Raw genomic sequence first — 21,711 nt, forward strand, 5'->3', positions numbered from 1 at the left:
TTTCTTTGTGTAGGCATTTGCGATTGCCTGTGTAAGTATGTAACAACATAGCTGCGTAGCTACGCAAATACACAGGCAGGCAATCAGGTAAATAATGTTGTATGCAAGTGGGCAAGCCTGTATTGAATGCAGTAAGCAGTTATGCAGATACACAAGTAAAAAAGCGCAGTTGCATTTATCGCAATACAGTTAAAAATATCCGCATACAACAACCTGCAAATAATAATGTGCGAATGTGCTTTTGCACCATTGCACATAAATGAATAAACAGCTATACAGGTATATCGATGTATAAATAGATAAGTAGATAATTAAAAACAGTTATGCACATGGACACAAAGAAACAACCATTGTTTATCGCCTTTTCCTCTCAAAAAGGTGGTGTAGGAAAAAGCACTTTTACCACGCTGGTAGCAAGTCTTCTTCATTATCGGCTGGGCTATAATGTTGCCGTCTTCGACTGCGACTTTCCGCAACACAGCCTTATGCAGATGAGGTCAAGGGATATGAGCAGCATTATGGGCAATGAGGTGTACAAAAAACTCGCTCATAAGCAGTTTACAAGTATCAACAAAAAAGCCTATCCCGTTATGCAGCATCGGGCAGACGGTGTACTGGATAAAGTAGAGCAATTTCTGCAAACCACTACCGTTGCTTTGGACGTGGTTTTCTTCGACCTGCCCGGTACGGTTAATTCCGCAGGAATATTGAAAACGCTGGCTGGAATGCACCACATCTTTACACCAATCATAGCCGACCGTGTAGTGATGGAAAGCACATTGATTTTTACGCAAGTCCTCAACGATGTGGTAAGAAAGCAGGGCGCAACTTCTATTCAAAGCATTAATCTGTTTTGGAACCAAGTGGACGGAAGGGAAAGAACCGCATTGTACGGCGTTTATGAGGACTTAATCAACAGCTTAGGCATTCACCTTATGCGCACCCGTATCACGGATAGCAAGCGTTTTCGCAAAGAGGGCGAAGCCGATGCAAAAACAGTCTTCCGTTCCACCTTGCTGCCTGCCGATGAACGATTGATGAACGCCTGCCGACTGGACTTGTTTATGGATGAGTTTTTAAGAACTGTGAAACTGTAAGCCCTATGGAAAATAAGAAGAAAAACCAGCCGGAGATAGACGAAGAATTTTTGATGAACATTATCGCCGATGGTGTAAAAAAAGAGGGTTTGAATGTAACGCCTGAACCACCCCAAAAACAGGAACAGGAGAAAGAGCCGGACAAGCCCGTGAGCAAGGAAAAGAGCCGTTCTAAAAAAGCCAGCGAAGCAGATTATGAAAAGCTGTTTTTCAAAAGAGCGGAAACCAACGCCCGCTACGGAAAGTCGGTGTACATACGTCCCGATTTCCACGAAAAGCTGACCCGTATTGTACAAGTCATTGGTGAGGATAAGATAACGATATACGCCTATCTCGATAACCTGCTGGAATACCATTTTCAGGAATTTGGCGAAGACATCACCAAGAGTTTTAACGAAAAGTATAAACCCATTTTATAGTCATGGAAATTGTAATTGTTATCTGTTTGCTCATTGTTATTGTGCTGCTGGCAAAAGACAAAATCATCATTAAAAAAGTGGTGAAAAACAAACAGCAGCAACCTGTGACCAATCTGGATTTGCCGGAAATAATGGGCAAGCCAAAGCCTGTTGAACGCCATGGAGTGCCAACTGCTGCCACTCAACGCCAAAAAGAAAAAAAGGAAGATATACCTGATAATTTTGAAACAGAAACCCATGAAACAGGTTTTGCGAGGGAAATTCCGCCGGAGGAATTGGATGATGTTTTTGGGAGTGCGCCTGTTTCCGATTTTGAGAATGAGGACGAGGAATGGGAAGAACAGGGAATGCCGAACAGCGACAATGGGTTTGCCACAGGGGTTACCTACGAGGAACTGACAACCGTGGGGGCATTGCTTCAGCAGGATGTACTGGAAGCTGCCTCTCAACAAAAAGCGGTCGATATAGTTCAGCGAATGCAGGGAACCGAATTGTTTAGTCTGCTCGAAAACTCCATAGCAGGGGCTTCACGAAAGATTGCGGAGTTGTTGGATAGAAGCCTCCCTGCCGGAACGGATTTCGGTTCTTCCGATGAGCGGAAAAGTAGTGTAGAGGGTTTCGACATTGGGGAGTTTGTGTAAGCAAACTCCCTTTTGTTTTATATAGCTTTATCAAGCCTTTTATGAATGTAGGATATGGTGTTCAAAACATCCAAAGCCTCGTCTTCGGTAATTTCAAATTTGATTTTAGGCTCATGCGCCGTTGAATTTCTGATTAAGCCGAACATTCCTTTAATTAGGTTACATAATCCTAAATGCTCGCTTCTGTCCGTATCTGTTTTTAAGTGATTAATTTTAACCAATGGGTTACTGGTAGAAAATGAAGTTTCTGCTAAAGCATTGCCATCTGCATAAAGCCCGGTCATTGCCCTTAATCGGTCTGCAATACTTTTAGTAGCCTCAAAAACTGAATGAAAGTAGTTTTCAACCAATAATTCTGCCTTACAATATTCAAATATTGTAGCATGAACATTTCTGTTTTCCAACTTATGTTTTAAACGACTGGCACGTTGTTCAGCTTCTGCAATTGTTGTGGCTTTTTCGACCAATCTAAATTTGCCTTGCTCTGTAAGTTCCGTGCCTATAAAAGCTAAGCGTTTATTGACTTCTAACCTGCGGCTATGAAAAGTTTCTTCTTTTCCGATATACCTCACTGGTTGCAAAGCATCTTGAATAAATTTTAATATATGGTTTGAGCATTGGTGCTTATTCTGCCAATCTGCAAATGCTGAATATAATCTTCTCCATTTTGTGTTTTGAGGGTCAATATCTGGGATGTTAGCGTTTAAAAGGATTTGCCCTATCTCCGTGCCTGTCAAACCATCTGAAGTATCTCCAATAGTTCTACATAATCCTTCCAATACGTGCGCTTCAAACATTGGGCGTTTAATACTTGTCATTACTATTTTCTCTTTTAATTTTATTGGAAACTACTATTTAATAAGACTGATAAATTCGGAAGCATATTTCTCTGCTAACTCACGGCTATTTTCAACACTTGCTGTTTCTCTGTTCCAGTTTGCTTTTGATGTCCAATTATATGACCCATGAATAACTGTCTTTAAATCAATTACACAAAACTTATGGTGCATTATATTCTCATACTGCCCACTTTTAGGAACTCTTTTCGTTTCAAAAAACTTCTCATACTCAAAACCGTACTTTGTATTAATCTCATCATCCAAAACAACAACACGAACGTTAATCCCTTCTTGCTTTCGATTATATAACTCTCTCATTAATGTCTTGTTTGTAAACCATGCAACCGCTACCCAAATTGAAAATCTCGCGGCTCGAATTTGTTCAACAATCTGTGCCTCTATATCTTCAAAATGAACTTCTACTTCAATATTTTCCGGCAAGTCCGCACCAATAATTTTATACTTTCCCTCGAAGTCTTCAAGCCTATAGCCATCCTGTTGTAAGAGCGGGTTAATTTGTTCTACCGCTACCTTTATATCCTTTGAAGCATCTTGGGCGAAATGTCTTGGGTCGAAAACTATCTGCAACAGTTGAACCATCTCTTTTCGACCATTTATTTCATATAGTTTTTCTAAAACATACGCATTTCTGCTAAGGCTGTTTGGCATCCCTCCGTCACCATATTTATAAACGTCTTTGAACCCCACATGATTAAACAGTTTCAAAATTTTTTCACCTGTCAAACGTGGCGTTAGTTGATTATCACCTGATATAAATTCCTTTATGCTTTCTATTGTTAAGTCCGAAAGTTTCATGTTCAATTAGAGTAAATATTATTACTGCTAAAATAACATAAACTAATTTGATAGAGAAGATAAACCATTCTGTGACATGATTTAGACAGTAGTAGTAGTTCGTTCAAAACGCCACTCACTGCCAAGTAATTCCACTGAAAGACACATCGTTATTGTGCCTTGTTTTTCCTGACACTTTTGTCCCGAAAGCCCGCAAGTGGCGGGAAAGTGTAACAAAATAATTCATTCAAATTATGGAAAAACAAAGCAAAAAAGTATTGCTGACAGGCATTGCGCTGCTGTCGGCATTTGGTGTGTTTGCACAAGGAAACGGCTCGGCTGGTATTCAGGAAGCCACGCAAATGGTAACGTCTTATTTCGACCCCGCAACCAAATTAATTTATGCGATTGGGGCTGTGGTCGGGCTAATCGGAGGTGTGAAAGTTTACAACAAATTCAGCAGTGGCGACCCGGACACCTCGAAGACCGCAGCGAGCTGGTTCGGTGCGTGTATCTTCTTGATTGTAGCTGCTACCATTCTTCGTTCATTCTTCCTGTAAACCGATGCCCATGAGTAATCACAACATTAACAAAGGTATCGGCAGGACAGTTGAGTTCAAAGGTTTGAAAGCACAGTACCTGTTCATTTTCGCAGGCGGCTTGCTGGGTGTACTCATCCTCGTGATGATTATGTACATGGCAGGTGCAAACTCATACCTGTGCCTGTTCATCGGTGCAGGCGGTGCATCGCTCATTGTGTGGCAAACATTCGCATTAAACGGTAAGTACGGTGAACACGGATTGATGAAGCTGGGTGCAAAGAAAAGGCATCCGAAATATATCATCTGCCGCAAGGCTGTACACCGCTATGTAAAGTTCACCCGTAAATCCGATGCCCTATGAGAAATACAGCAAAAGCCACAACGCTGGAAAGCAAGTTTCCCTTATTGTCGGTGGAACAGAACTGCATCATCAGTAAAGATGCGGACATTACTGCCTGCTTTCGGGTACACCTGCCGGAACTGTTCACGGTAGCATCACCGGAGTATGACGCTATCCATTCAGCATGGCACAAGGCTATCAAGACCTTGCCGGATTACTCCATTATCCACAAACAGGATTGGTTTATTAAAGAAAGCTACGCACCTGATATTGCACAGGATGGATTGAGCTTTTTAGCGAAGTCCTATCAGCAGCATTTCAACGAACGTCCTTTTCTTAATCATTACTGTTACCTGTTCCTTACCAAGACCACCAAAGACCGGATGCGTATGCAAAGCAATTTCTCATCGCTTTGCAAAGGTGTACTTATCCCGAAAGAAATAAGGGATAAAGAAACCGTTCGCAGGTTCATGGAAGCGGTGGCGCAGTTTGAGCGTATTATGAACGATAGCGGGTTTGTGAAGCTGGAACGACTTACAGAAGATGACATCATCGGTACGGACAACACGCAGGGTTTGTTAGAGCAATATTTTACCCTGTCAAGGGAAGCCGCAACACCCATGCAGGACATCGCTTTGGGAAGTGAGGATGTACGCATCGGTAACAAAAGGCTGTGCCTGCATACACTTTCAGACACGGACGATTTGCCCGGAACGGTATCGGCAAACACAAGGTATGAAAAGCTATCTACTGATAGAAGCGATTGCTTGTTGTCTTTTGCTGCTCCCGTGGGCTTGCTACTTAGCTGCAACCACATTTACAACCAGTATTTGTTTTTAGACAACAGCGATGAGAACCTGCGCAAGTTTGAAAAGTCTGCCCGCAATATGCACTCACTGGCAAGGTACAGCAGGGCTAATCAAATTAACAAAGAGTGGATTGAAAAGTACCTGAACGAAGCACACAGCTTCGGGCTTTCTTCTATTCGTGCGCACTTCAACATCATGGCATGGTCAGACGAGCCGAACGAACTCAAACAGCTAAAGAACGATACAGGTAGCGCACTGGCTTTGATGGAATGCAAGCCACGCCACAATACTGTGGACGTTGCCACGCTGTATTGGGCGGCTATGCCGGGCAATGCGGGCGACTTTCCGAGCGAAGAAAGTTTTTACACGTTCATAGAACCTGCACTGTGCTTCTTCACCGAAGAAACCAATTACCAAAGTTCGCCATCACCCTTTGGTATCAAGATGGCAGACAGGCTTACGGGCAAACCTATCCATTTGGATATTTCCGATTTGCCCATGAAAAAAGGCATCATCACGAACCGCAACAAATTCATTTTGGGGCCATCAGGTTCGGGTAAGTCTTTTTTCACCAACCACATGGTACGTCAATATTACGAACAGGGCGCACACGTCCTGCTGGTAGATACAGGTAACTCGTATCAGGGGTTGTGTGAACTGATTAAGGGAAAGACCAGAGGCGAAGACGGCGTTTATTTCACTTACACAGAAGACAACCCGATTGCGTTCAATCCCTTTTATACCGATGACGGCGTGTTTGATATAGAAAAAAGGGAAAGTATCAAAACGCTTATCCTAACGCTTTGGAAACGGGACGATGAGCCGCCCAAACGTTCTGAAGAAGTAGCATTGTCCAATGCTGTTTCGGGTTACATCGAACACATCAAACAGGATGATGCTTATCCCTCGTTCAACGGTTTTTATGAGTATGTGAAAGGCGACTACCGCAAGGTTCTCGAAGAAAAGCAGGTAAGGGAAAAAGACTTTGACCTCGCCAACTTCCTGAACGTGCTGGAACCCTATTACAAAGGCGGGGAATATGATTACTTGCTGAACTCCGACAAGCAATTAGACCTGCTTTCCAAACGCTTTATCGTGTTTGAAATTGATGCGATAAAAGACCACAAGATACTGTTTCCCATTGTCACCATCATTATCATGGAGGTTTTCATCAACAAGATGCGCAGGCTAAAAGGTGTGCGTAAGCTGATACTGATTGAAGAAGCGTGGAAGGCGATAGCGAAAGAGGGTATGGCAGAATACATCAAGTATTTGTTCAAAACTGTCCGCAAGTTTTTTGGTGAGGCGATAGTCGTAACGCAGGAAGTGGACGACATCATCCAGTCGCCCATTGTGAAAGAAAGTATCATCAATAACTCCGACTGTAAAATCCTGCTTGACCAGCGCAAGTACATGAACAAGTTTGATGACATCCAAGCGATGCTGGGGCTTACGGATAAAGAGAAAGGACAGGTACTTTCTATCAACATGAACAATGACCCAAGCCGCCTTTACAAAGAGGTTTGGATTGGGTTAGGTGGTACGCACTCCGCCGTATATGCCACAGAGGTATCGCTCGAAGAATATCTCGCATACACCACCGAAGAAACCGAAAAACTGGAAGTTATGCAGCTCGCTCATGAGCTGGGCGGCAATGTGGAGCAAGCCATTAAGCGCATTGCACTTCAAAGACGTGAAAAAGCAAACAATTTCTAATCATTTAAAAAGCAAGACAAGTGGAAAAGGAGAAAATCACATTACCTATTGGCAGCAACAAGGCTTTGGTATTTGAAGCCGACCCCGCTAACAAAGAGGAACAGGACTTTGCAAAACTATGTAAGGAAGTATCGGCAACCCAGCCTCAAAGTTTGCAGGACTTTTTTACACGGCTTAACGACCTGCAACAGAAAAAAACGCCTGAACCCATTAAGAAAATGGGGCGCAAAATGTAAGACAGCCCATTGAATATGGGAAAGAGAAAATCAAGCAATTATTAATTTTTAAAAATCAGAAACAATGAAAAAAGCAATGTTACTGGTGTGTACGGCAATCATGCTTGCCGCTGCACCATCCGCTAAAGCGCAGTTTGTAGTAACTGACCCCGGAAACCTTATTTCCGGCATCCTCAACAGTGCAAACGAAATCGTGCAAACGTCCTCCACTGTGAGCAACGTGGTTAAGAATTTCAACGAGGTGAAAAAAGTGTATGACCAAGGCAAAGAGTATTACGACAAACTGAAAGCGGTCAACAACCTGGTTAAAGATGCCCGCAAGGTACAGCAAACTGTTTTGCTGGTGGGCGATGTGTCCGAAATGTATGTGAAGAATTTCGGCAAAATGATGAACGACCCCAATTTCACCCCGCAGGAACTGACGGCAATAGCCAACGGTTATTCCACGCTCCTGAATGAAAGCACCGAGTTGTTGAAAGAGCTGAAACAGATTGTTTCCAACACCGGGCTATCCTTAAATGATAAGGAGCGTATGGACGTAATAGACAAGGTGTACAAAGAGGTTAAGGACTACCACAGCCTTGTACGCTACTATACCAATAAAAATATTTCTGTAAGCATTTTGAGGGCGAAGAAACAGAACAACACCAAACGGGTGCTGGAACTGTACGGAACCGCAGAACAAAAATATTGGTAAGCTATGGAATGGAATAATCTTCACGAAATGCTGCGCAGCCTGTATGATGAAATGATGCCTTTAACGGCAGACATGGCTGCAATAGCAAAAGGCATCGCCGGATTGGGCGCACTCTTTTATGTCGCCCTCAAAGTCTGGCAGGCATTGAGCCGTGCGGAACCGATAGACGTATTCCCTTTGCTCCGTCCGTTCGCCATAGGGCTTTGTATTATGTTTTTCCCCACGATGGTTTTGGGGACTATCAATGCGGTAATGTCGCCCGTTGTGAAAGGCACGCACTCCATGCTCGAAGGTCAGGTGCTTGACCTGAACAAGTTGCAACAGCAGAAAGACCAGTTGGAAAGGGAGGCAATGCTTCGCAATCCCGAAACCGCTTACCTCGTGAGCGATGAGGAATTTGATAAGAAGCTGGATGAATTGGGTTGGTCGCCCTCCGATTTGGCAACCATGACGGGAATGTATCTCGACAGGCAAGCCTATAAAATGGAAAAAGCCATTAAGGAGTGGTTTCGTGACCTGCTGGAAATACTCTTTCAGGCGGCGGCATTGGTCATAGATACGATACGAACGTTCTTCCTCATCGTGCTGTCCATATTGGGGCCGATAGCCTTTGCGATAAGCGTATGGGACGGTTTTCAGTCCACGCTTACGCAATGGCTGACCCGATATATCAGTGTGTACCTGTGGTTGCCCATATCCGATATGTTCAGTTCCATACTGGCGAAAATACAATCGCTGATACTGGAACGAGACATTGCAATGTTAGCAGACCCCACTTATATCCCCGATACCTCCAATACCGTGTATATCATTTTCATGCTGATTGGCATAGTGGGCTATTTCACTATTCCAACGGTAGCGGGCTGGGTAATTCAGGCGGGTGGCGCAGGAAACTTCATGCGCAATGTAAACTCTACGGCTGCGAAAACAGGAAACCTTGCCGGAGCTGGAACAGGAGCCGCAGTAGGCAATATCGGCGGCAGGTTATTGAACAAATAATTAATCATCATAAAAATGGAATTTAAAACATTAAGAAACATCGAAAACAGTTTTAGACAGATAAGACTGTATGCTATTGTTTTTGCCATTCTCTGCATCAGCGTAGTAGGATATGCCGTTTGGCAGTCCTACCGCTTTGCGGAGTTACAACGGCAAAAGATTTATGTACTGGATAATGGTAAATCATTGATGCTCGCTTTATCACAGGATGCAAGCATTAACCGACCAGTAGAAGCCCGTGAACACGTAAGACGTTTCCATGAATTATTCTTTACACTCGCACCGGATAAGAATGCCATCGAAAGCAATATGAAACGGGCATTCAACCTCGCTGACAAAAGTGCCTTTGATTATTACAAAGACCTTTCGGAAAAGGGCTATTACAATCGTATCATTTCGGGCAACGTACAGCAACGTATTGAAGTGGACAGTGTGGTCTGCAACTTCGACAGCTATCCTTATGCCGTGCGTACTTACGCAAAACAATTCATCATCCGTTCGAGCAATGTTACCAAACGCAGCCTTGTGACCTCTTGCTACCTCGTGAACTCCGTCCGTTCGGACAACAACCCGCAGGGCTTCAACATCGAAAAATTTGCCGTGCTGGAAAACAAAGACATGGAGGTCATCGAACGCTAAAATCAATTCTATGGAAGTATTATCAGATTTAAACACGTTTGCCAAAATCCTTACCGACAAAGGATATAACGGCTATTTCCATACGCAGGGTGCGTATCCCGGAAAGCTAAAAGACAGCATAGGCGAATACCTCGAAAACTGCCGTAATGGTACGGAGGGAACACCTAAGCCTGTACTACTTATTACGGGCTACCTGCAATGGGCTGGCGAAAACAAACCCCATGTTGAATGCAGTATGTGGGTGAAACACCTGAACGGAAAATTCTTCCTCAATAAAATGGAGGTTAAAAGAAAAGACCAGTACGGGCATTTATTAAAGCAATCGGAACTCACCAACCTGTCTGTGGTCAATGCTCCCAAAATAAAGGAGGCAATTGCTTTGGTCAGTGATGCGCCCCAACAAAAGGCTGTTCCCAAAAGCAGGGGTTTCAGGCACTAAAAACGGAAAATAGTTAAGGCATGAAAAAGTTAAGAACAAAAATCAGAAAATGGTTTGAGAGGCTCGATGACAAATGGCGTGAGCTGCCAGTAAAAAAGCAGCACCGCTATACACTATTGCTCTTTGCGGGCTATCTGTTATTGTCCGTTATCGTCATAGCGAAAGTGTGCTATGATGTTGGCGCAAGCGATAGCAAACTGAAAATAGAGCATATCGAAAACCCGCTTATCAAACAAAAAAAGTCCCCGGTATCTCCGCAGGACAGTATTTCAAAAATTCTAAAAAATCAGTTGTATGAAAGATAATGAAAACAAAAGGGTGAGTATTCTGGTCGAAGATGACGACCCGAATAATCAAAAGGAAACACCGAAAGACGGTGCGCAGCACAAAGCTGAAAAGCTAAAGAAGCCAATCATCTTTATGCTTATGGCTCTGGTATTTCTCGGCTGTATGTACCTAATCTTCAAACCGTCTTCCGACAAGAAAAAAGTTCAGGATATAGGGTTGAACGATGCCGTGCCGCAGGCTACGGATGCAGGCTTACAAGCTGACAAGCAAAAAGCCTATGAGCAGGAAATGCTGGAACAGAAAGAGCAAGAAAAGCGCAATGCGCTTACCTCCCTGTCCGATTACTGGAACGCAGACAGTACCACCGACAAGAAAGCAATTGCTCCGGATGAGGGTAACGAAGACGGATCTGCTTTCGGAGGTGGTACACAGCGGGGCGGCAATCCGGCTTTAAACAGTTACCGAAATGCCCAAAGTACGTTAGGCTCGTTTTACGACAATAACGATTATCAAACGCAGGAACTCCGTAGGCAGGTGGATGAATTGAAGGAAAAACTGGCGGCAAAAGACGTACCGCCTACCACCACCGTGCAAGACCAAATGGCTTTGATGGAGAAGTCTTATCAGATGGCGGCGAAATATCTGCCATCCAATACTACCTCACAACCGGGTAAGGTTGATACGACTGTTCCCGCAAAAGGTGCTACGCAAAAAGAACATTTTGTGGCGTTCTCGCCAGCAAGGAAAAATGCCGTATCTGCTTTGTACCGTGAACCTACGGACAGTGCATTTTTGGCAAACTGGAACGAAGCCCGTAACAGGGGATTTTATACCGCCGGAACCAATGAGCAGGTTATACAGCCCAAAAACAGTATCAAAGCGGTAGTTCAGGAAACACAAACCGTAACGGATGAAAGTGGTGTACGCCTGCGTTTGATGGAAACTGCAAAAACACCCAGCCGTACCATTCCAGCCGGAACAGTATTAACGGCAAACGCCAAGTTTGCAGGCGGCAGGTTACAGTTAAAAGTAACCTCTATCGAATACGAAGGCAATATTATCCCTGTGGAAATAACGGTGTACGATTTGGACGGACAGCAAGGCTTGTACGTGCCTTATTCGCCTGAAGTAAATGCCCTAACGGAAATTGCCTCTAACATGAGCCAAACCTCCGGCACGTCCATTATGATGACCCGCTCCGCAGGACAACAAGCAGCAGGCGACCTTTCCCGTGGCGTGGTGCAAGGTATATCGGGTTATTTCGCCAAAAAGGTAAGAACGCCGAAAGTCACCGTTAAAGCCGGTCATCAGTTATTCCTCGTTTCCAAAAACTAATGTTCAACACTAAAAATCAGAAATAAAATGAAAGCAATATTTAAAAGTCTTTTGGCAATGGTTTGTTTGATAGCCTTTAATGCCACTACGAATGCACAGCAGGTTGCATCCAATACAAGCAAATTAAGCATGGGCAAGGTGGAACCTTACGAAATGCAGGTAACGTACAATAAGACCTCACATTTAATATTTCCGGCAGCTATCCGATACGTGGATTTGGGCAGTGAATATCTTATTGCAGGCAAGGCAGAAGATGCCGAAAACGTGCTGCGTATAAAAGCCACCGTTAAGGGTTTTACTGAAGAAACCAACTTTTCAGTGATTACCGATGATGGGCGTTTCTACAACTTCAATGTTTATTACAGTCCGTATCCTACAACGCTCAATTACGATTTACTGACCATGCAAAAAGCATCGGACAGGGAAAACGGAAATGATGTGTTGTTTGAGGAATTGGGAAGCAATTCGCCATCGCTGGCCGGGTTGCTTATGGAAACGATTTACAAAAAAGATAAAAGGATTGTAAAGCACATCGCTTCTAAAAGCTACGGTATTCAATTCTTATTGAAAGGTATCTATGTCCATAACGGTAAATTCTATTTCCATACGGAACTGCGCAATTCAAGCAATGTACCGTTTAACATTGATTTTGTGAGTTTCAAAGTCGTGGATAAGAAAGTGGCAAAGCGTACCGTAGTGCAGGAAAAGCCGATAGCACCATTGCGTATGTATAAGCCACTCACGGAAATTGCGGGCAATACTACTGAACAAAATGTATTCCTGCTCGACCAGTTCACCATCACCGATGATAAGGTGCTGGTGATTGAAATCTTTGAAAAGAACGGCGGCAGGCAACAAACCTTACAGGTTGAAAATTCCGACCTCGTACACGCAAAGCTGGTAAACGCCATGCACCTAAAGATTAATTAACCAAAACGTAAAAGAGCAATGATAAAATACATTTTTGCAGTGATGCTTGCGGTGTTGAGCATTACAGCTACACAGGCACAAAGAATGACACCCGGACAAAAGGGACTGGAAGTAAACGCCGGATTGTTATCCAAAGAAGTAAAGGATAATTATTATCTGAATTTGACCATGACGGTAAACAGCAAGGGCGGGAATTACTGGATATGGGGCGCAGAATATACCCACCAACTCACTGATTACAGGACTGTACAGATACCCCTTGAAACCTACACGGGCGAAATGGGTTTCGCTCTCCAGCTTTTAGGCGATGCGAGAAAGACAATAACGCTAAATACGGGGCTTACTGCTGTTGCGGGGTATGAAACCATTAACCGGAGCAAAGAAGTACTGTATGACGGCTCAAAAATCCTTGACAAAGACCATTTTGTTTACGGAGCCGGGGGGCGTTTGTCCTTTGAAACCTATTTGTCTGACAGGTTTGTGCTGCTCCTGCAAGGTCGTACCAAAGTTTTATGGGGTACGGATTTAAAACAGTTCCGTCCATCAGCAGGTATTGGACTAAGGTTTAACTTTTAAAAAAAGAACAACAATGAAACGATTTTTGAATAGAAACAATTTTTTGTGGCTACTTCTCCTGGTCATTACCAGTTGTACCATATTATCATCCTGCAATAAGGATGAACTCGATATACAGCAGAACTATCCGTTTGAGGTAAAAGTAATGCCCGTTCCGGGAGATATATCGAACGGACAGACCGTTGAAATAAGGGTTACGGTTGAGCGGAGCGGAAATTTCAAAGATGCTAAATACTTTATCCGCTATTTCCAATATGACGGGCAAGGCACATTGAGGTATTACAACGAACCGCCATATATGCCGAATGATTTGTACCAGCTTCCCGCTACACAGTTCCGGCTGTACTACACTTCACAGTCTGCCGTATCGCAGTCGTTTGATATTTGGATAAGCGACAATTTCGGGAATGAAAAGAAAGTAAGTTTTCAGTTTAACAATAAAGATTAGTAAGCGATTGTATCAATCGAAAAATAGAAGTCGTCCGACCCAAAAAAGTCGGGCGACTTTTTTTGCGTTTAACAAAACAGGTTATTTATACGTTCGTAAGTAAATTGCTATATTTTATTTTGGTAAATTTGCGAATAACACTAATAGCGAATAAAAAAAGTATGAAAATAAGAGAAGCCTTAATCAGTGATATTGCCCAAATACAAATTGTTAGAAATGCTGTGAAGGAGAATATGCTTTCTAACCCAGACCTTGTAACAGACAAAGATTGCGAAGAATTTTTAACAATAAGAGGAAAAGGATGGGTTTGCGAGATTGACAACATCGTTGTTGGTTTTTCAATTGTTGATTTGAAAGAAAATAATATTTGGGCGTTATTTGTCCATCCTGATTTTGATAGGCAAGGATTAGGGAGGCAACTGCATAATGTAATGTTAGGCTGGTATTTTATGCAAACTAATGAAACCGTTTGGCTTGGCACGGCTCCCAATACGAGAGCAGACACTTTTTACAGAAAAGCTGGTTGGACTGAAATTGGAACACATGGGAAGAATGAAATTAAATTTGAAATGACTGCTGCTAATTGGAAGGTAAAATATATCCAATAGCAATTTATAGGTATTTAATTTAAGAAGGGAAAATGGGGTTCTTTCTTAAATTAATCAAAAGCAAAGCGCATAAGTATTATGACTGCTTTATAAAATACGCCCTTGCTATTCCACTAATTCCCAAACTGAAATATCTTCCGTTCTCGGCTAATGCTTTTACAGCAGTTACAATCTCATCAGGGTCGGCGTATTTCAGAGCATAACCCGAAACACCAGCCTTCAGTGTATCCGTGACGCTTGCTTCGTGATCGTCCGTACTCGAAAATAATACTTTCAAATTTGGGTGCTTTTCGAGCAACAATTTAACTATTCCAAAGTCTCCCTCTACGATACAAACATCGGGCAGTCTTCCGTCTTCTTCAATTTTTTTAAGTGCATTCTGCCCGTTGTTTACCTGAAACTGTACGATATAGCCAGAGGTTTCAAGTTGGTTGACCGAGATATACCGAAGCTGCTCATTATCATCTATGACAGCTACTTGAATTATTTTGTTACTCATAATTGCTACTATATTTTTTATTTCTTAAAAAATCCTTTCCAGCCTTTACCTGACTTGATAACGGACGGCTCCTCTTTTTTAGTTTCTTTCTTTTGTATATCCCTTACATTGTGGGAAATAAGCCAGTGATAAAAATCACCCACATTATCGGGTGTGAAATGTATGATTTTGCCGTTTTTGAGGGAAATAATAAAGCAGTCGATGGTAACTGCAAACGCCGATAGCTCGGAAGCAGGAAATTCTAAGGCGGGATAGGTATTGCTTGCAGTGTCCATAATATCCGTTTTTTGTAGTGGATGCCTGCAAACAAAAAAGCGCAGGCAACTACACTTACCGACATTAAGGCACTGGTACGCCTCTCTCCGAATAAGCGAGCGCCCACGCCATAGCATGAGCGTTCTTAACTTATTGTCTCGGAGATATAAAAATTACCAGTTTCTAATGTCGAGACTTAAAGCAAAAACACTTTAAGATTTTTCTATATTTTCATAGCAAAGATAACAATGTTAGCTGTTTTACACAATCAATCATTTACCTTTCTACGTGCTTATGATTTGTTAATGTAATTGCGCTCCAATATTTCTAATATATCAGACTGCCTGAATATGATTTTACCGCCAATCTGTACATAAGGCAGTATATTGTCATCCCTATACTGCTGTAAGGTGCGTTTGCTGATGTGTAACAGCTTGCACAGGTCTTCCCCCGACAGGTAAATTTCTCCGTTCATTACAGGGCGGTAATTGTTTAGTATCAGTTCCAAACGGCTTCGGAGTTCCTCAAATTTGCTCTTGTAATAGGCTATTTCCTCCGCATCGTTATCAAAAAGTTCCATACTCATTTGCTTGGGTTTGTACATTGGGAGCAAGCAAACGCTGTACATCCGACAATTTGTAATAATTTTTGCGGTTCAATTTTGAGAAAGGCAAAAGCCCTTTGTCTTTGTATGATTGTAGGGTGCGTTTGGTAATGCCCAGCATGAGGCACACCTCTTGATTATCGAGCCACCGTTCCCCGTTAAAAATTCCTACATACGCTTTGCTTGCATCGGTGGCAAGCTGTAGCAGTTCGTCCAGCTCTGTGGTCAGTTCTTTAAGAACAGACTTCGGTATTGCTATTACTTCCATAATCCTTTCCTCTCATTTTCACGTCAGAAATGAAAATTAGGAAAGGTTGTAAAGCGTATTCTAAATGCGGGTGTGTTTGGCTTTGAGTGGTACGGTTTGGCGCAAAAGAAAACGGCACAAGCCTGTAAAGACCTGTACCGTTATAAGATTGTGGGGGTTATTTATCGGGGCTTTTGCACCTCTATATTTTGGGATGTCTTTTCCTTTTTCTCTCTTGAATATACCCATAACGATAGCAACCCGAAAATAATCAAAGCATAGGCTATCCATTTACCTACACGTTCGATAAATTTAATAGCAACTGATTTTTCATAGCTGGAAAACCCTTCCGCTCCGGTAGGGCTTCTTCTGTAAAACTTCCTGCGGTTAATCCAATAACGCAATGCCAAGCCCGCTACCAAAAATATTATTCCTATGACTAATGATGATACCATAATTCTACTATTTAATTTAACAAAAACTATCCAACCCGTTATAAACAAAAATACAAAATATAAACGTGGGTGATTGTATGAAACGACCTAAGTATTACAGGACTGTTTCGCTTTTAACGATAACAGTTTCTCATGTATGTCAGCCCAATAAGCCTGTCGTTCTTTGTCGCTTTCTGTTGGCGGGTCGTGCTGATATTCTTTATACCAGCCTGCCTGCTGAATGGCTTTTTTGAGGTCTGTAACTTCAATCCATTCTCCTTTTTTATCTCTTATTTTCATTGTCTTTGATTTTAAAAAGGCAACCGCCATAACAAGCGGTCGCCTGTGGTTATTATTACCAATCTTCCCTTATTGGGTTTGGATTGGGCTGTATTAACTCCATATTGTCCCATACATGGTTAAAAATTTCCTTTATGTCCTTGTCGGAAAGTTTACGGAGTAGAATTGCGTGTCGGTAATCATCGTATATCTCTATTTCACGATTTGGAAAACTGCCTGTTGCAATTTTGCACGCACTTCGTCCGCTTCTTATACATAGATGCAGTGTGCTATCGCTCCAACCCTCATAACCGAGTATAAGCGTTTCATCTAAAGGAACTGCACCGGGCAAAGCCCTGTTAACGGTGAGGTCTGTGAATGTCAATTTTGCAAGACGATTGCAATGTGGCATACCTTCATGTTCTGCCATTTTGTTGGCAAACAATACCTGCTCAATAGCACCTTTGGGGTTCTCTATACCAAATAGCAGGGTTTCAATGCTGTATGAGATTTTATTTTTCATCGCTTATTTATTTGAGGTGATTTGTAATAGTTTTTCATTTCCGAAAAGCAGATGTATTGCCTGTTTTAAATTGGGGTTACAGTCTTCGGTGTCTGCATACTCAATCAGACAGTGTACAGCAAAAAGTGAATTGTGTCCGTCAAAAAGATGGTCGGCAAACCAGCTTGGGCGTTTCCATAATTGGCGGTCGTTTTTTCCGACTGACTTGTGTACATTCTCCACAAGCCTGTACCAAAATTCTGCTGTAAAAAATCCCTTTTGATGCCAGCCCTCACGAAAGGCGATTTCATTTTGCAGAAAGTAGTCACATTGCTTTTCTATTGCGTTTTGAATGTTCTGTAATTCTTCGGGAAACAGTTTGCTAAGTAGTGTTCCTTTATCCAAATTGTCCATTTTGTTTAATGCTTTCATTGTATTTATTTTTTTTGATTTATTCGGTATGGTGGGGAGGTGCTGTTTCGTTTCTGTACCATTTCCAATGCTTTTAATTTTTATGTCTGACATTTTTTTTATTCGTCTAAGGAGCCGGAGTATGCTATGTTTCGTTTCACGAGCATAAAAGGTTAGTGTTTAGGCGACACAAGGTTTTGGGAAAAAATACTACCCAAAGGGTGGAGATTTTTTTTCAAACTTGCATGACCTTTTGTCGCCGTTAAGAACACGGTCATACCTTTGCTCTTGAAACGTAAACAATAAGCATACAGGCTTCTTGGATAAAAAAACATGGGTGGAAGCAATGAAAATTGCATTGGCAAATGGTTCTAAATGGGATAGAAATTTTACTTTCAACTCACTGAATTTCTAAAAATCATTTTTGATGTTTGTGGCTGCGTAAGCCACATAAAGGATATTGGAAAATGATTGTAAAGGATGTGGACGGACATTTTTCAATAGTCTTTATCAGCAGAACCCGACAAAGCTCTTTTAAGGGAAAGGATGTGCGCTGAGGACATTAAATGTGCTTTGGGGTTAAGTAGGGAAACAAAAAAGCAGGACGATTAAATCCTGCTCTATAATTCGGAAAGAAGAATAGCTATTATATAGCAAGTTCCAATTCTTCGGCATCCATAACGATTACCACATCGGAAGCAATTTCTGTCTGTAAAGAAATATCTGTTTGCATGGCACTAAATGAAACTTCCATTGCCCGTAAGTTCCGTGCAACAATATCCATATCCATGCCCACTTTCTCATTAAGTATCTTGGCATAGATTTGAGTGGTGGTAATGTTTGTATGCCCCATCATTTTTTGTACGCTTTCAAGTGATGCACCTGCCGTTAATATCATAGTAGCAAACGTATGGCGGGCTGTGTGGAATGTTACTTTTTGTTCCGTTACAACGCCTGCGGCTTCCATAATCTTAGTTACATGAGCATTGCAAGTGCTATTGGAGGGAATAGGGAAAACAAATTCGTTCTTTGTTGTACCTAAATACTTTTCAATGATTTTCTTTGGTATTTCCAACAACCTGACATTGGATGAAACATCGGTTTTCTTTCTCCGGCTGATAATCCATTGATGCCCGTCAAAGAAATTTTGAATATTGCTCCGTTTCAGCTTTTTAATGTCGGCATAAGAAAGCCCGGTAAAACAACTGAAAATAAAAAGGTCACGCACAAGTTCATACTTTGGCTTCGGAAGGCTGCAAAGCATAATCTTTTCCACGTCTTCCTTTAGTAAGAAACCCCTGTCAGTTTCTTTCATGGTGATTTCGTAATCCTCGAAAGGATTATTGCGTATCATACCCTTTTTCATTGCCAGCTCTACCATTCGCAACACAGGCATCGTGTACACCCAAACCGTGTTATGGGTACATTCTTTGTCTATACGCAGGTAAAAATCAAACTCACGGATAAAGTCGGAGGTCAGTTCTTTGAAAGCCATATCCGTTCTTAAATACCGTAGCTGGATAAATTCGGCGAGGTGGTTGTAAACTGTTTTGTATTTGTTGTAAGTGCTTTCGGAACGTTCCTTTTTAGCAACCATCTTGGCAAAATCATCATTGTGGGCTTGGAATACCTTTAGTATGGCATCTTCCATAACGCCCACGCCCAAAAATGCCAGTTTCAATTTCTGTGCAGTAGCAAAGCCATCGTATTTGAGCAATTCCTCGTAATGCTTATCAATACGCAGGCGTACTTCATCTAACTTTTTATTGACGCTTAGTGCTTGGGTGCTTTTACCCAATACACGACCGTGTTTCAAATCCCAATTATCTGGGTGAATTTCCAGCTTGGTGCTGAATGATGCAGGCTTACCATCAATGGTAATACGTCCCATGATAGCAACTGCTCCGTTCTTCTTAGGCTCGTTTTTCTTTAAGTAGAAAAGCAGCTTAAACGTTGACCTTTTCGACTGTTCCATAACTCAATTGTTTAATGTTTAAAATTAAATTTCAATGAGTTACAAGGAAAGATGAAAAGGAGTGCAAAAGACTGAAATATAGACAGTTATATTGTAGTTGGTCAGGTAGTAACCAGTAACGATTTAGTAACCTAACCCTGTCTTTTTAAGCCCAAAAACTAAAGTACAGTGACTTCCAACTTTAGCCCCACGTTTCATAAACTACTGTGTTTGAACGGACTTCGCCGTTTTGCTTACTTTTGCTTTTATCTAAGTTTTTTTGCTGAAAAAACTAAAACGAATAAGGGCTGGCGTTATAAAAAAAGCGGGTTTGTACGGCAGCCCGTTTTTTCAAAAAAAAGTAAAAATTTTCAAAAAAAATTTTCCACAAAGCTGTGGAAAGCCCGAAAAATGGGCTTTGGGGAGAAAAAGAAGGGGCACCATGCAAGATGATGCCCCCTTTTTTGCCTGTCATTTATCTCAAAAAATGTGGCCGTTTGTAAAGGCGGAATGATTAATCCTGCACATGATAAGCAGAGCTGCCGTGCTCAAACAAATCAAGACCAGGGCCTGTTTCCGCTTCAGGCTCTACACGTAATTTCCATGGATAAGGTAGCTTATTGACGATCAGCATGAGTACGATGGCTACTAAAAATGTAGCGATGGTTATGACTGCGCTTCCGATCAATTGCGCTTTGAATACATCCCATCCGCCGCCATAGAACAATCCTTTTACAGGAGCAGAATTATCGGCTCCTGTAGGTCCGGTTGCACCATATTTACCACAGGCAAACAAGCCCAGTGATAGAGTACCCCAGATACCGGCAATGCCATGCACCGGAACAGCGCCAACAGGATCATCGATACGAAGGTGTTCCAGTAAAAGGGTTCCGTAATAAACTACTGCGCCTGCAATAAGACCGATAAAAATGGCGCCGAGGGGTGATACCCAATAACAGGGGCAGGTAATGGCAACAAGACCAGCGAGCAAACCATTGATGGTGAAAGGGAGATCGTATTTGCCTTTATTGGGACCAAAGTACAGCGGCAGCAGCATGGCTGTTAAGGAACCTGCGCAAGCCGCAAGGGTGGTATTGGTTGCAATGCGACCGATACCATCGGCATCCATACCAGATAAAGTACTGCCGGGGTTGAAACCATACCAGCCGAACCAAAGGATGAATGCACCCACGGCAGCTAACGGCAGGCTGTGGGCAGGAGGCAGGCCTCCTTTTTCTTTGTCGTCTCTTTTAAAGATGCGACCGATACGCGGACCCAATACCAGTGCACCAGCCAATGAGATCACACCACCGATGGTATGCACTACGGTTGAGCCTGCAAAATCGCGGAATCCCTGACCCAGTGAGGGCAAGAAATTACCGGTGCTGCCCATCATTGCCAGCCAGCCATCGGGGCCCCATGCCCAGTGACCAATGATGGGATAAATGAAACCGGTTACGCCAATGCTGTAGAGGATATCGCCCCGGAAGCTGGTACGGCCGATCATCGCGCCTGAAGTAATGGTAGAAGTGGTATCGGCGAATGCAAACTGGAATATCCAGTGTGCGAGGATGGGTACGCCTGTGGTTTCATAAGTAGCCGGAACGCCTGAGAGGAAGAACCAGTCCTTTCCGATAAAACCATTACCATGACTGAACATGAAAGCATAACCAATGGCCCAGAAGAGGATACCGCAGATAGCAGTATCAAAAATACATTCGAGCAGCACATTGACGGTTTCTTTGGTTCTTGCGAAACCGGCTTCGAGCATTACGAAACCAGCCTGCATACCAAATACCAGGAATGCCGCCACCAGTGTCCACACGGTGTTGATCGAATTCATGATAGAGGTTTCGTGGGCCGAATAAGTTTCCGCTGCTTTGGCAGGTGTTGCCAGCATGCCCGGTAAAACTTTCATAACGGCGAGCACCACCAATAAGCCGAGGATCTTTCCGGCGAAAAGGGTAATTCCAATTCTCCATCGATCGGCTTTTGAAAGTGTGAGTGTGGCGGGGGAAGCATTAGGTTTCCTTTTGCCCAGTTGCTTTAGCGTAGATAATGTGCTTGAAAACATGGCGTAGGGGTTTGAAGATGATGAATATTACAAACTCAGCAGGATAGGGTATTATAAAA

Annotated in this window: 30 protein-coding genes; 18 read left to right on the forward strand and 12 right to left on the reverse strand. The window is 42.7% G+C overall.

The annotated features are described in order from the left end of the window. The first annotated feature begins 329 nt into the window (after positions 1–329). From SEDOR53_RS0110695 to SEDOR53_RS0110705, 3 genes are read left to right on the forward strand one after another with little or no spacing between them, the layout of a single operon-like run. Positions 330–1,097, forward strand: coding sequence for a ParA family protein (locus SEDOR53_RS0110695; protein WP_026769719.1), 768 nt, complete (start codon positions 330–332; stop codon positions 1,095–1,097). Between the two features lie 5 nt (positions 1,098–1,102). Beyond that, a complete protein-coding gene (locus SEDOR53_RS0110700; protein ID WP_026769720.1) occupies positions 1,103–1,516 on the forward strand; it encodes a DUF3408 domain-containing protein in 414 nt (137 codons plus the stop codon). A gap of 2 nt (positions 1,517–1,518) precedes the next feature. Continuing rightward, a complete protein-coding gene (locus tag SEDOR53_RS0110705; RefSeq protein ID WP_026769721.1) occupies positions 1,519–2,157 on the forward strand; it encodes a hypothetical protein in 639 nt (212 codons plus the stop codon). A 17-nt stretch (positions 2,158–2,174) separates the two neighbouring features. Here the strand turns inward: SEDOR53_RS0110705 and SEDOR53_RS0110710 are convergent, their stop codons facing one another. Together SEDOR53_RS0110710 and SEDOR53_RS0110715 are read right to left on the reverse strand one after the other, a co-directional pair. After that, entirely contained in the window at positions 2,175–2,975 is an 801-nt protein-coding gene (locus tag SEDOR53_RS0110710; protein ID WP_026769722.1) for a TIGR02391 family protein, read from the reverse strand. 33 nt (positions 2,976–3,008) lie between these two features. Then, a complete protein-coding gene (locus SEDOR53_RS0110715; protein ID WP_026769723.1) occupies positions 3,009–3,812 on the reverse strand; it encodes a phospholipase D-like domain-containing protein in 804 nt (267 codons plus the stop codon). Between the two features lie 233 nt (positions 3,813–4,045). Here SEDOR53_RS0110715 and SEDOR53_RS0110720 point away from each other — a divergent pair, with 233 nt between their 5' ends. The 14 genes from SEDOR53_RS0110720 (at position 4,046) to SEDOR53_RS0110785 (ending at position 14,393) form a co-directional block, all read left to right on the forward strand. Beyond that, positions 4,046–4,351 (forward strand): DUF4134 domain-containing protein, encoded by a 306-nt coding sequence (locus SEDOR53_RS0110720; RefSeq protein WP_026769724.1) that lies wholly within the window; start codon positions 4,046–4,048, stop codon positions 4,349–4,351. Positions 4,352–4,361: 10 nt separating this feature from the next. Beyond that, entirely contained in the window at positions 4,362–4,694 is a 333-nt protein-coding gene (locus tag SEDOR53_RS0110725; protein WP_026769725.1) for a DUF4133 domain-containing protein, read from the forward strand. Next, on the forward strand, positions 4,691–7,198 hold the full coding sequence (locus tag SEDOR53_RS0110730) for a TraG family conjugative transposon ATPase (RefSeq protein WP_026769726.1): 2,508 nt from the start codon (positions 4,691–4,693) through the stop codon (positions 7,196–7,198). The genes SEDOR53_RS0110725 and SEDOR53_RS0110730 overlap by 4 nt, the downstream gene beginning before the upstream one ends. Before the next feature lie 20 nt (positions 7,199–7,218). Continuing rightward, the gene (locus SEDOR53_RS0110735) at positions 7,219–7,434 is read left to right on the forward strand and encodes a hypothetical protein (protein ID WP_026769727.1); all 216 of its coding nucleotides are present in this window, start codon (positions 7,219–7,221) and stop codon (positions 7,432–7,434) included. 64 nt (positions 7,435–7,498) lie between these two features. Beyond that, a complete protein-coding gene (locus SEDOR53_RS0110740; RefSeq protein ID WP_026769728.1) occupies positions 7,499–8,131 on the forward strand; it encodes a DUF4141 domain-containing protein in 633 nt (210 codons plus the stop codon). A gap of 3 nt (positions 8,132–8,134) precedes the next feature. Beyond that, positions 8,135–9,130 (forward strand): conjugative transposon protein TraJ, encoded by a 996-nt coding sequence (gene traJ / locus SEDOR53_RS0110745; RefSeq protein WP_026769729.1) that lies wholly within the window; start codon positions 8,135–8,137, stop codon positions 9,128–9,130. A gap of 15 nt (positions 9,131–9,145) precedes the next feature. Then, positions 9,146–9,769, forward strand: a complete 624-nt coding sequence (traK, locus tag SEDOR53_RS0110750; RefSeq protein ID WP_026769730.1) for a conjugative transposon protein TraK — start codon at positions 9,146–9,148, stop codon at positions 9,767–9,769. Between the two features lie 10 nt (positions 9,770–9,779). Further along, a complete protein-coding gene (locus SEDOR53_RS0110755; protein WP_026769731.1) occupies positions 9,780–10,208 on the forward strand; it encodes a hypothetical protein in 429 nt (142 codons plus the stop codon). Between the two features lie 20 nt (positions 10,209–10,228). Next, positions 10,229–10,513 carry a nitrogen regulatory IIA protein gene (locus SEDOR53_RS0110760; RefSeq protein WP_026769732.1) on the forward strand — a complete coding sequence of 95 codons (285 nt, stop codon included), beginning with the start codon at positions 10,229–10,231 and terminating at the stop codon, positions 10,511–10,513. Next, positions 10,503–11,831 (forward strand): conjugative transposon protein TraM, encoded by a 1,329-nt coding sequence (traM, locus tag SEDOR53_RS0110765; protein ID WP_026769733.1) that lies wholly within the window; start codon positions 10,503–10,505, stop codon positions 11,829–11,831. Before SEDOR53_RS0110760 ends, traM begins: the two co-directional genes overlap by 11 nt. A 27-nt stretch (positions 11,832–11,858) precedes the next feature. Continuing rightward, positions 11,859–12,761: a conjugative transposon protein TraN gene (gene traN / locus SEDOR53_RS0110770; protein ID WP_026769734.1), complete on the forward strand. Its 903-nt coding sequence runs from the start codon at positions 11,859–11,861 to the stop codon at positions 12,759–12,761. Positions 12,762–12,779: 18 nt separating this feature from the next. Continuing rightward, a complete protein-coding gene (locus SEDOR53_RS0110775) occupies positions 12,780–13,337 on the forward strand; it encodes a conjugal transfer protein TraO (RefSeq protein ID WP_026769735.1) in 558 nt (185 codons plus the stop codon). A gap of 13 nt (positions 13,338–13,350) precedes the next feature. Then, the gene (locus SEDOR53_RS0110780; protein ID WP_026769736.1) at positions 13,351–13,785 is read left to right on the forward strand and encodes a DUF3872 domain-containing protein; all 435 of its coding nucleotides are present in this window, start codon (positions 13,351–13,353) and stop codon (positions 13,783–13,785) included. A 161-nt stretch (positions 13,786–13,946) separates the two neighbouring features. After that, positions 13,947–14,393, forward strand: coding sequence for a GNAT family N-acetyltransferase (locus SEDOR53_RS0110785; protein WP_026769737.1), 447 nt, complete (start codon positions 13,947–13,949; stop codon positions 14,391–14,393). Positions 14,394–14,469: 76 nt separating this feature from the next. On the opposite strand, the gene SEDOR53_RS0110790 is transcribed toward SEDOR53_RS0110785, so the two are convergent. The 9 genes from SEDOR53_RS0110790 to SEDOR53_RS17750 all read right to left on the reverse strand — a co-directional run bounded on the left by SEDOR53_RS0110790 (position 14,470) and on the right by SEDOR53_RS17750 (position 19,599). After that, positions 14,470–14,892 (reverse strand): response regulator, encoded by a 423-nt coding sequence (locus tag SEDOR53_RS0110790; protein ID WP_037361070.1) that lies wholly within the window; start codon positions 14,890–14,892, stop codon positions 14,470–14,472. A 17-nt stretch (positions 14,893–14,909) separates the two neighbouring features. Beyond that, positions 14,910–15,167, reverse strand: coding sequence for a hypothetical protein (locus tag SEDOR53_RS0110795; RefSeq protein WP_026769739.1), 258 nt, complete (start codon positions 15,165–15,167; stop codon positions 14,910–14,912). Positions 15,168–15,439: 272 nt separating this feature from the next. Next, positions 15,440–15,733 carry a helix-turn-helix domain-containing protein gene (locus tag SEDOR53_RS0110800; protein ID WP_232214763.1) on the reverse strand — a complete coding sequence of 98 codons (294 nt, stop codon included), beginning with the start codon at positions 15,731–15,733 and terminating at the stop codon, positions 15,440–15,442. Next, the gene (locus tag SEDOR53_RS0110805) at positions 15,714–16,019 is read right to left on the reverse strand and encodes a helix-turn-helix domain-containing protein (protein WP_026769741.1); all 306 of its coding nucleotides are present in this window, start codon (positions 16,017–16,019) and stop codon (positions 15,714–15,716) included. The genes SEDOR53_RS0110800 and SEDOR53_RS0110805 overlap by 20 nt, the downstream gene beginning before the upstream one ends. 161 nt (positions 16,020–16,180) lie before the next feature. Beyond that, complete coding sequence (locus SEDOR53_RS0110810) at positions 16,181–16,453, reverse strand: hypothetical protein (protein ID WP_026769742.1); 273 nt, start codon at positions 16,451–16,453, stop codon at positions 16,181–16,183. Between the two features lie 87 nt (positions 16,454–16,540). Further along, entirely contained in the window at positions 16,541–16,732 is a 192-nt protein-coding gene (locus SEDOR53_RS0110815) for a hypothetical protein (RefSeq protein ID WP_026769743.1), read from the reverse strand. A gap of 55 nt (positions 16,733–16,787) precedes the next feature. Beyond that, entirely contained in the window at positions 16,788–17,234 is a 447-nt protein-coding gene (locus SEDOR53_RS0110820; protein ID WP_026769744.1) for a hypothetical protein, read from the reverse strand. Positions 17,235–17,237: 3 nt separating this feature from the next. Then, entirely contained in the window at positions 17,238–17,645 is a 408-nt protein-coding gene (locus SEDOR53_RS0110825) for a hypothetical protein (protein ID WP_026769745.1), read from the reverse strand. 625 nt (positions 17,646–18,270) lie between these two features. After that, a complete protein-coding gene (locus SEDOR53_RS17750) occupies positions 18,271–19,599 on the reverse strand; it encodes a site-specific integrase (protein ID WP_084220411.1) in 1,329 nt (442 codons plus the stop codon). 259 nt (positions 19,600–19,858) lie between these two features. Between SEDOR53_RS17750 and SEDOR53_RS19105 the strand changes: the two genes are divergently transcribed. Further along, the gene (locus tag SEDOR53_RS19105; protein WP_026769746.1) at positions 19,859–20,092 is read left to right on the forward strand and encodes a hypothetical protein; all 234 of its coding nucleotides are present in this window, start codon (positions 19,859–19,861) and stop codon (positions 20,090–20,092) included. Here the strand turns inward: SEDOR53_RS19105 and SEDOR53_RS17760 are convergent, their stop codons facing one another. Next, positions 20,093–21,652: an ammonium transporter gene (locus SEDOR53_RS17760; RefSeq protein ID WP_051416602.1), complete on the reverse strand. Its 1,560-nt coding sequence runs from the start codon at positions 21,650–21,652 to the stop codon at positions 20,093–20,095. It abuts the gene before it with no gap. Between the last annotated feature and the right edge of the window lie 59 nt (positions 21,653–21,711).

The organism is Asinibacterium sp. OR53 (assembly GCF_000515315.1).
Classification (GTDB): Bacteria; Bacteroidota; Bacteroidia; order Chitinophagales; family Chitinophagaceae; genus Sediminibacterium.